12 protein-coding genes are annotated in these 8,351 nt (G+C 37.4%); 7 read left to right on the top strand and 5 right to left on the bottom strand.

Annotated features, from left to right (window positions below):
* Positions 1 to 60 precede the first annotated feature (60 nt).
* The 7 genes from AC2JBO_RS40410 (at position 61) to AC2JBO_RS40380 (ending at position 3,785) form a co-directional block, all read left to right on the top strand.
* The gene (locus AC2JBO_RS40410; protein WP_496959263.1) at positions 61 to 1,245 is read left to right on the top strand and encodes a 3'-5' exonuclease; all 1,185 of its coding nucleotides are present in this window, start codon (positions 61 to 63) and stop codon (positions 1,243 to 1,245) included.
* Positions 1,245 to 1,787, top strand: coding sequence for a hypothetical protein (locus AC2JBO_RS40405; RefSeq protein ID WP_496959262.1), 543 nt, complete (start codon positions 1,245 to 1,247; stop codon positions 1,785 to 1,787). The genes AC2JBO_RS40410 and AC2JBO_RS40405 overlap by 1 nt, the downstream gene beginning before the upstream one ends.
* Positions 1,753 to 2,262, top strand: a complete 510-nt coding sequence (locus AC2JBO_RS40400) for a hypothetical protein (protein ID WP_496959261.1) — start codon at positions 1,753 to 1,755, stop codon at positions 2,260 to 2,262. Before AC2JBO_RS40405 ends, AC2JBO_RS40400 begins: the two co-directional genes overlap by 35 nt.
* Positions 2,263 to 2,464: 202 nt before the next feature.
* Entirely contained in the window at positions 2,465 to 2,674 is a 210-nt protein-coding gene (locus AC2JBO_RS40395) for an SDR family NAD(P)-dependent oxidoreductase (protein ID WP_496959260.1), read from the top strand.
* Between the two features lie 31 nt (positions 2,675 to 2,705).
* Positions 2,706 to 3,137 (top strand): SDR family NAD(P)-dependent oxidoreductase, encoded by a 432-nt coding sequence (locus AC2JBO_RS40390; protein ID WP_496959264.1) that lies wholly within the window; start codon positions 2,706 to 2,708, stop codon positions 3,135 to 3,137.
* The gene (locus AC2JBO_RS40385; RefSeq protein WP_216596089.1) at positions 3,082 to 3,234 is read left to right on the top strand and encodes an SDR family oxidoreductase; all 153 of its coding nucleotides are present in this window, start codon (positions 3,082 to 3,084) and stop codon (positions 3,232 to 3,234) included. Before AC2JBO_RS40390 ends, AC2JBO_RS40385 begins: the two co-directional genes overlap by 56 nt.
* A 116-nt stretch (positions 3,235 to 3,350) precedes the next feature.
* Complete coding sequence (locus AC2JBO_RS40380; RefSeq protein ID WP_019488439.1) at positions 3,351 to 3,785, top strand: hypothetical protein; 435 nt, start codon at positions 3,351 to 3,353, stop codon at positions 3,783 to 3,785.
* A gap of 11 nt (positions 3,786 to 3,796) precedes the next feature.
* Here AC2JBO_RS40380 and AC2JBO_RS40375 read toward each other — a convergent pair whose 3' ends face one another.
* From AC2JBO_RS40375 to AC2JBO_RS40355, 5 genes are all read right to left on the bottom strand, one after another.
* Positions 3,797 to 4,372: a glutathione S-transferase family protein gene (locus AC2JBO_RS40375; protein WP_496959259.1), complete on the bottom strand. Its 576-nt coding sequence runs from the start codon at positions 4,370 to 4,372 to the stop codon at positions 3,797 to 3,799.
* Positions 4,373 to 4,471: 99 nt separating this feature from the next.
* Positions 4,472 to 5,080 (bottom strand): 2-phosphoglycerate kinase, encoded by a 609-nt coding sequence (locus tag AC2JBO_RS40370; RefSeq protein WP_496959258.1) that lies wholly within the window; start codon positions 5,078 to 5,080, stop codon positions 4,472 to 4,474.
* 80 nt (positions 5,081 to 5,160) lie between these two features.
* The gene (locus AC2JBO_RS40365) at positions 5,161 to 6,144 is read right to left on the bottom strand and encodes a phosphotransferase enzyme family protein (RefSeq protein WP_496959257.1); all 984 of its coding nucleotides are present in this window, start codon (positions 6,142 to 6,144) and stop codon (positions 5,161 to 5,163) included.
* A 338-nt stretch (positions 6,145 to 6,482) separates the two neighbouring features.
* Positions 6,483 to 7,283 carry an alpha/beta fold hydrolase gene (locus AC2JBO_RS40360; RefSeq protein ID WP_496959256.1) on the bottom strand — a complete coding sequence of 267 codons (801 nt, stop codon included), beginning with the start codon at positions 7,281 to 7,283 and terminating at the stop codon, positions 6,483 to 6,485.
* A 7-nt stretch (positions 7,284 to 7,290) separates the two neighbouring features.
* Positions 7,291 to 8,133, bottom strand: coding sequence for a GNAT family N-acetyltransferase (locus AC2JBO_RS40355; protein ID WP_496959255.1), 843 nt, complete (start codon positions 8,131 to 8,133; stop codon positions 7,291 to 7,293).
* Between the last annotated feature and the right edge of the window lie 218 nt (positions 8,134 to 8,351).

The raw sequence follows: 8,351 nt of genomic DNA, 5'->3' as shown, positions 1-8,351 counted from the left end.
TTTAGGGCGCATTCACCCAGCTAGTGCCTGCTCCAGCAGTTCTTAAATCTGGCGAAGGTATTGGAACAGCGCGATACTATTAATCGTATTCTCGCAAACCCCAGACAAAACTTTTTTATTAAAGGTTTTGCGGGTTCAGGTAAATCTATTCTGTTACTGCATGTCCTAATTTTAGCCAAACAGCAAAATCCAGCATTGCGAGTGTGTGTAGTCGGTTATACTAAAACATTAGTGGATATGTATAATGCAAGTATTCCACCCGAAATTAAGAATGCTTCTACATCACAACCTACTAGTTTATATGAGATATTAGCAAATAAGCAGAATCAAAGGTCTAGTGTAAATAACAGCGGTGTTGATGCAAAAACTTATAGTGCATTCGAGAAAAGTCCTCAAGCCTACGATATGATTTTAGTGGATGAGGTACAGGATTTACCAGAAAAGGTTTTATCACTACTGCACAGCCAATGTCGTCAATTAATAGTAGCTGGCGACGGCGCCCAATCAATTTATGATAATGGGATGCCAGTAGCTGCTATGGTGTCATTAATTAATGCTGTAACGATTGAATTAAAAATTTTACATCGTTTGCCAAATAAAGCTATTGAAATAGTAAAGGCAATTTTTCCAAGTAATGAACTAGAAAAAGCATCGCGTTCTAAACTACGAAACGTTGATATTACTTTAGCCAAAGCATTGGATGTAAATGAAGAAATTAAATATGTATTTGAAACAGCTTCAAATTATGCTAATTCTCGTGTAAGTACAGCGATATTATTGTCAAAGAAAAAGTATATACTCGACTTTATTGATGCTGTTTTATATTTACATAATTTTGGTGAATGGGAACCAAAAACAAATAGATTTGGTGGAGAAGACTTTAATGATTTAAATGACTACCTATCTCAATGTGGATTAAACATGCAATATTTAGGTGGTGGCTGTGGTAATTTAAATGACTCGTCAAAAGTACATTTACTTACTTACCACAGTGTCAAAGGGTTAGATTTTGAAACGGTATTAGTACCCAATTTATGTGCGGATGTAAATATCTGGAGTGATAAAGAGATAGCCAACAACTTATTTTATGTAGCGTTAACAAGAAGCCGACTCAACTTATATTTATCGTATACAGGTAAACCTCATTCTTACATCACCCGTATACCCGATAACTTATTACGAATAGTTGAACTACCAATTAAGAAGCAAGTTGAAGTAGCTACAGAGGAGGATTTCTTTTTCTAATGAAATATTTATTACCGCTTACTAATAACGAATTTTTATTATGGTATCATCGTTCCGAATTAAAAATAATGAAGTTTCGGTTGATACCAACTTTTGATGTGGATTTTACTGATGTTTCCGAATTGGATAAAATTGCAGTGCGAGTAGTAAAGGCAATGCCCGACTATGATGAAGACTATGAAGTACTAATTGCAAAAGTTGAAGATAATTCTTCATTGGCGCCGTATAACTTTGAGAAAAATCAACCAACATTTATCAACATTTCCATACACAACTTAGATTGTGTTTATCCAATTACCGAATGGGGTAAACGCTTGCTTCATGGACGAGTTGATAGCAACATAAACGTAAGCGAACCGATATTCGAGAGTTATATTAATGCTTCTGTTCAACAACGACAGTCATCTTTATCATTGTTAGGTGGTACAGCATTACTTAAAATCGCTGGATTAGATATAGATAAATACCAAGATACCGTAAGCCAAATTAAAGATGATGCTTTGTCGGGTGCCTCTCGGAACAGCCGAAGAATTTCCTTTTGATGGCGCCTTAATCGAAAACTTATTGTGTTATACCCGTCATGAAGTCATGCCAAATACTGATATTGCCTATTTTTATGATTTTGGGAAAATTCTTAGCAAGCTTTACCCAAGTAACGATAATATCACTGATTTATTAGATAAGTATCGTTCTTGTTTAAAGGAAATTACTAATAAAAATGCTACACTTGAGGACTTGTTAGAAAAAGTTGATGATGTAATGAGTTTGTTCGATGCTGCTTTAGATACTAAGTTGGGCGCCGCATCAATAATTATTTTCTTAAAATTGCAATCAGAGCTTTACCAACACCAAAACCTATACAAGACTAGCTTTAAGGAATTGGTTGACAGTTTAGGTCAGAAGCAAACTCGTGACATTGTTATAGCATTATGGTTAGTAGGGGTATGTTTTGGATTTGACTTTTTTTGTGCAACTTATTACGAGGCTATTCAACCTAAGTTTTTTATAGAGTTTTAGCGGCAATTATTGGGTTAGAGTATTCCAATTAAAATAATATCCCAAAAATTTTGTAAGATAGGCATCTTGGCTGTCCGCCAAATACCATAAGACGCATCGATGCCTCTAAAAATATACTTAAGCCTAAATAAAACCACGATAAGCAAAAAGCACATTAGCATGATAAAGTTATTTATATCAATGTCGATTAAGCTAATGTCTTATGAAGTTACCGGATTTTTCATTACATGGAAAAATTGCTTTAGTAACTGGCGCCACAAGAGGTTTGGGGTTAGAAATTGCCAAATTACTTGCTTTATCAGATGCTTCAGTTATTATTAACGGACGAAGCGATGAAAGCTTAAATAATGCAGTAGCGATAATATCTTCTACTGGCGCCACAGTTACCCCATTAAAATTTGACATCGCGTGACTAGACAGATGTTCAAAAAGCTTTCAGTGATATCAAAGGAAGATATGGACGTTTAGATATACTTGTAAATAATGTCGGTATGCGTGACCGTCGTGGTCTTTTTGAATTTGAAATGGATTCAGTGCATAAACTTATTAATACAAATTTAATTGCTCCTTTTAATTTGTCTCGTCAAGCCGCACAACTTATGATAGAAAATGGTAAAGGAAGAATTATAAATATTACTTCAATTGCTGGTCCGTTAGCTGATGCAGGCGATACCGTTTATACGATTGCCAAAGGGGGACTCGAAGCATTAACGCGCGCTCTCGCTGCTGAACTAGGTATGTTTGGTATCACCGTCAACGCTGTTGCACCAGGATTTTTTGCTACTGAGAGCAATTTAGATGTTGTTGCAGATAAAGAAATTGCAACATGGCTATCAAAGCGAACTTCGCGAATGTCGTTGGGGAGAACCATCTGAAATTGCTGGTGCTGTTTTATTTTTTGCATCTGATGCCGCATCATATGTTACTGGTCAAGTTTTAGCAGTTGATGGTGGATATCTTGCCCATCTATAGTTGTCCCCAAACGTATTTTGCTTGCAGAAGTCTATTTACCGCGTACTACAGTTTAATGGCGCCTGGGGGTGCGGAATTTCGGCTATAATGCAAAAACATTACATGTAAGCGCTCTAATGAAACCTAACAAAAATCAAATAAAAGGAATGTGTCTTTGTGGAAATATCTCTTATAAAGCTGTTCTTCAATCTTTCCCTAATGAATTAATTCCACGTTGTTGTACATGTGACTTTTGTGTAAAGCATAAAGCAAAATACTTGTCTGACCCAGAAGGCTTACTTGAAATATTCTTTAATGATTCAAATCTTGTTAATATCCATACTCAAGGTAGCGGGTTAGCCAAATTTATCCTGTGTGGCAATTGCAATGCCTTGGTGGGCGTTTACTTTGAATCTGAAAATTCAATCTATGCATCTGTAAATTTAAATTTATGTGCCGACTATCCAGTATTTGGAGAAGCAGTTTCAGTTACACCAAGTGCATTATCTGTCTCGGAAAAATCTCTTCGGTGGAAAAGATTATGGTTTAAAGATGTAAAGCTAAATGCATAAAAAATTTTGTGTTATTTCTCAAAGTTGCTGTAAAGTCGCTTGCGAACTCTAGGTAAAATTCTAAATCGACGTTTAAACATTTCAAACTCTTCAGGACTGGGTTGAGTATTCTGCCAAGAGTGTCGCTCCGTTAAGCGCTCAGACCATACCTGTAATTTGGGGTAAGTTAATAAAGATATATCATTGTTGGGTAGCCAAGGTATTACAGACCCTGCAACTACTTCAGCTAAAGTTAATTGCTCACCAGCGAAGAAAACAGAATTACATAGTAAGCTCTCGAAAAAATCTAAAACTTTTGCGACTTGAGCATTTGCAGACTCTTGCTTCTGTACATCCTTAGTTTCTCTAATAAGTGAAATCATACTAGCTAATAATTCATTCATCGTTACCATTTGAACCATACGTACAATAGCCAAAGCCTTTGGAGTTTTAGGTCGCAAAGCTGGCATTGGATACTGAGTCTCTAAATAATCAAGAATTGCTAGAGATTCTATAACTGCAAAATTGTTGTCAACTAAAACAGGAACATGATTAAAGGGACTAACTGCCAAAAAATCAGGTTGAATTTGGTCTCCGTCTAGTTTCATTTGTACTAGTTAAAACTGAAGCCCTTTTTCTATTAGCGTAATCCACACAGGGCGTGAATATACAGATAGAGGAGTGTAATAAAGTTTAAGCATGACAAATCAAATTATAAGTTTTAAAAGTTCGTCTGCTGTTGAGACAGATTCTACATCAATACACATAAACCCAAGCCGCTTAACTTCCTCCCTCATCTGTTTATTGTAAAATAGAGTACGGTCGATAAACTTTTGAATTAAGTATTTTTCGTTCTCACATAAATTGCAAAAATTACTTTCGCGGTTGATTCGGTTTTGAAAAAGTTGGTTAGAAGCTGTAAGCCAAATTGCTTTAATGCCCAGAACGCTAACTAAATTCATTACACATTTTGGCCATAATGCAGAACCCTCAAGTACAAGACATTCCTTTGATTTGTCAGAAACATGAGAATGAACAATAACCTCGACTTGTGGCAACACATTTTTTTCATAATGTGATAATACGTCTATAAAAAGAGCTTCAACTGACATTTCTCTGTAGTATTCTGCTACATGCTGGGAAATAGCCTTTCCATTTGCACCTACCCAAGGGCGTCCGGGATGTCGAGCACGTTTGTCCGTAGAACCATAACTCCAACCAAGCTCTGCTGCCAAAGCTTGGGCAAGGGTCGATTTTCCTGCATGAGAGGAGCTACCAATTAGAATCACTCGTGTTTCATTGATTGATTTATTCATAAAGCCTTATCTAACGTAAGGAAAAGCCCGAAGGCAACTTGTAATTGTTCCTAAAAGCTTACAACACGGTGCCTCTAAACTTATCCCAACAAAAATGATTCGTCTTCAAGATATTTACGGAGCAACGTTTTAGCAATATATTGCACATCATCAGAAATAAATTTATGTTCTTCTGGATTACTCAAATGAAACGAGTAATTACCTATTGTTGCCATAATAAAGAATCCTTCTACTGCTTGTAAATAACCATCGGGTAATTTACCAATAGTTTGATAACCTTCAAAAAATGAGGGTCTTACTTGAGGCATTAAATACTGAATTGACTCACCAATATCATAAAGGTAGTGACCAAAGCTACAACGGGCAAAGTCAATCGGTCGAATTTCTTCGTTATAAAATAAATAATTGCCGTCATGTAAATCTGCATGAATTAATCCCCAAACATCAGGTGTTTGACCTAATGTTTTCATCATGGCAACAATCTTTTCGGTTGCCGCTGTAAGCATCTCGTAATGCTCTTGCGAAACCAAACTCATTGTAACTGCCGGGTAAAATGCTCCAAGTGCCGCACGAAAAAGATTTTCATCAAATACTGGACGGACAAAATTTTGTGGTAAGTTCCACTGACTACTATGGCGATGCAGTTGAGCCATTAATAAGCCAAGATTTTTTGCTTGCTGCGGTGTTCGCTCCTCATTAGAGACACTGCCATCAATCCAACGTAGCAACGAACAATTAAAAATTTCTTGGGTATCATCTCCCAATACTTGTGTTACCAATCTACCATCTATGTTTTGCAATGGCTCTTGCACTATTATATTGGTCTCGTGACGCAAAGCCTCAAGCCATTTTAATTCTGATTCGATAACATCTGGTTTTTGCCATATATCATCCTGTAACCCTGGCAATGCTTGGTGAATGCGGAGGAGAAAGTTTGACGATTGTGTTTCTACGTAAAAGGTTATGTTTCCACTTTTACCCAAAAACCGAATTTCTGGCGCCATCACAGCATATTGATTGAGTGCAGCAAGAGCAATATGTTTGTAAGTATTGGGGTGAGTCATTATTTACAATACCTAAAGTTAGGTTGTATTGCACAAAAAATATATCTTAACGCGAAGACTCCTGTTTCCGCTTTTAAGTTATAAAATGTGAAATTATCTAAAATACTGTGTATAGAATGCTGCTACAATCCATAGGCATGGTAGTAACTATTAACTATAACTTTGCATCTTTGGAGGCGCCTGTTGAGAGCGCATAGTTTGTAAATATTCCCTGGCGCCGGAAATCACTATAAAACCGTTTGGCTTTTCTAACTTAATTTTAAATGAGCAGACGCAAATTATAAGAGTAATGTTGGTTTGCGCTTCAGTCGAATCGTTCTTTAAAGAATTTACAGCGTTTAAACTACATGAAACTCGCGAAAATCTCGTAAAATCAAGCGTAACTGGCTTGAATGTGTCAGCCACAGATAATGCCCTGCTCCCTTAATTATCTCAAAACGAGCTTCAGGCATGAGGTTTGTTATTTGCTCAACTGGCCAACAGGGACGAATATCTTCGCTACCCACTACCGCTAACATTGGCGCCATGAGTGTTGAAACCTGCTTCCATAGTAACGGTTGTTTAATAAACGCTTGGAATGAATGATTGCCTACCTTATTGACTTCCATATTTATTGGGTAAGCAAAATCCGGTACAATTTCTACTCCTGCGTCACGTCCTCTGCGGTAAGCATCCTTCCAATCATTGTCATTCTGTAAACCTCTACCACAGAGGTAAATGATACCGCGAGTACACGTAGGATATGTAAGAGCATAAGCAAGTGCCACGTCTGCACCCCAAGAATGTCCTAACACTACCCATTTTTCAATACAAAGTATTTTACGTAAAGAGTCAAGGTCTGTAATTGCTGTTTGGAGGTCATATGGAGGTGTCAATGAAGAACGACCACACCCGCGCGGGTCAAAACAAATTGTGTGTACCATATCATTAATAAGTGCAGCTACGGGTTCGAGGTAGTTGTAGCAGCCAGGTCCACCACTAATTAAAATTACAGGGAAGCCAAAGCCTTGTTCCGAAACCCATAATGTAGCACCGTTAACTTGGAGAAAATATTCTTTCATGAGAAGAGCAAACTGAAAAAAGCCTTGGCGCCAAACATCACTGTGTATTGTAGTCCCGACTGTAGTTGTTTGATGCATTAACCTGCTAGCTTGTAAAATACCCTGTGTAACAGTGCCCAACTTGTTGAAAACCAAGAGAATGATAAAGCGCGCAAGCTGGCAAATTATCTTCATCCACCCAAAGCTTAACGGCTGAATATTCTTTGAGCAGTTCACCAATCAGAAATGCTAGTAGCTTCTGGGCAAATCCCTGCCTTCGGAATTTCGAGAAAGTAAACGGCGCAATTATAAAAGCATCACGCTTGGTTGCACTATAACGAACAATAGAAACAATCTGTCCGCTGTTTTCTAAAACCGCTATCACCCTCTGTTTAATTAAGCTATCCCAATCATAATTTAAGCTGCCGCTTCCTCGTTCTGCCGAATATGCTTGGGCATAAGCTTGTAGTGCTTCAAAGTCTTGGGGTAATGCCCATCGTCCTTCACCACCGATTGAAGGTTGAGTGCAAATCATTACAAATTGGTCATATTCTCTCTGGAGTGAATAATGCTTTAGTAACAGGGGACGAATCCAGCTTTTTACTAGGGCAGAAGTAAATACTCTATGAGGGCAACTTTCTCTAACTGCAATGGCAAGCAGGGATTCAGTAGCGCTGTAATCACTACTTTCGATCAAAAGGTTATTCCCAGGTTTTATCATCATTACTCCTTTGATATTGTTTGGAACAATGGATTCGGTGTAAACAATGGCGAGCAATCCTCCTCTTTGCTGGGGAATAATTTGCTGTTTGAGAAGAGAATAGAGAGCAAGTTGTAAATCGGGAGTAGAGTCATAGTTAGCTAGCCACTCTGCGGCTGCTCGCATTTGCTCAATTGAAGGGGTTTCGAGAATTTTAATTATATTTGTAGCAGAAATATCTTCATGCATGGTAATTACCTAGAATGCTAACGATAGCTACAGTTTGAAAAAGTTTAATTTCTTGCATTACTTTAGTTTTGTTTTAAAAAGCAGTATTATGGGCGCCAGTTAGATATGGTTAATTTTTACCTGGCAAACGAATCATTGCTGGGAATATAGGAATATAGGACTTACGCATTGACAAAAATAGTAATCAATGTATTTAAACAGCGCAAGTACTAGTTAAA

It is taken from the genome of Calothrix sp. CBUCES-K 9914, from assembly GCF_059640475.1.
This window is presented reverse-complemented; position numbering and strand designations above follow the sequence as displayed.

Bases quoted from the DNA above. Each gene is read 5' to 3' on its own strand.
- AC2JBO_RS40380 (WP_019488439.1), top strand. From the start codon at position 3,351: ATGAAACCTAACAAAAATCAAATAAAAGGAATGTGTCTTTGTGGAAAT.
- AC2JBO_RS40355 (WP_496959255.1), bottom strand. From the start codon at position 8,133: ATGCATGAAGATATTTCTGCTACAAATATAATTAAAATTCTCGAAACC.
- AC2JBO_RS40375 (WP_496959259.1), bottom strand. From the start codon at position 4,372: ATGAAACTAGACGGAGACCAAATTCAACCTGATTTTTTGGCAGTTAGT.
- AC2JBO_RS40360 (WP_496959256.1), bottom strand. From the start codon at position 7,283: ATGCATCAAACAACTACAGTCGGGACTACAATACACAGTGATGTTTGG.
- AC2JBO_RS40365 (WP_496959257.1), bottom strand. From the start codon at position 6,144: ATGACTCACCCCAATACTTACAAACATATTGCTCTTGCTGCACTCAAT.
- AC2JBO_RS40405 (WP_496959262.1), top strand. From the start codon at position 1,245: ATGAAATATTTATTACCGCTTACTAATAACGAATTTTTATTATGGTAT.
- AC2JBO_RS40370 (WP_496959258.1), bottom strand. From the start codon at position 5,080: ATGAATAAATCAATCAATGAAACACGAGTGATTCTAATTGGTAGCTCC.
- AC2JBO_RS40395 (WP_496959260.1), top strand. From the start codon at position 2,465: ATGAAGTTACCGGATTTTTCATTACATGGAAAAATTGCTTTAGTAACT.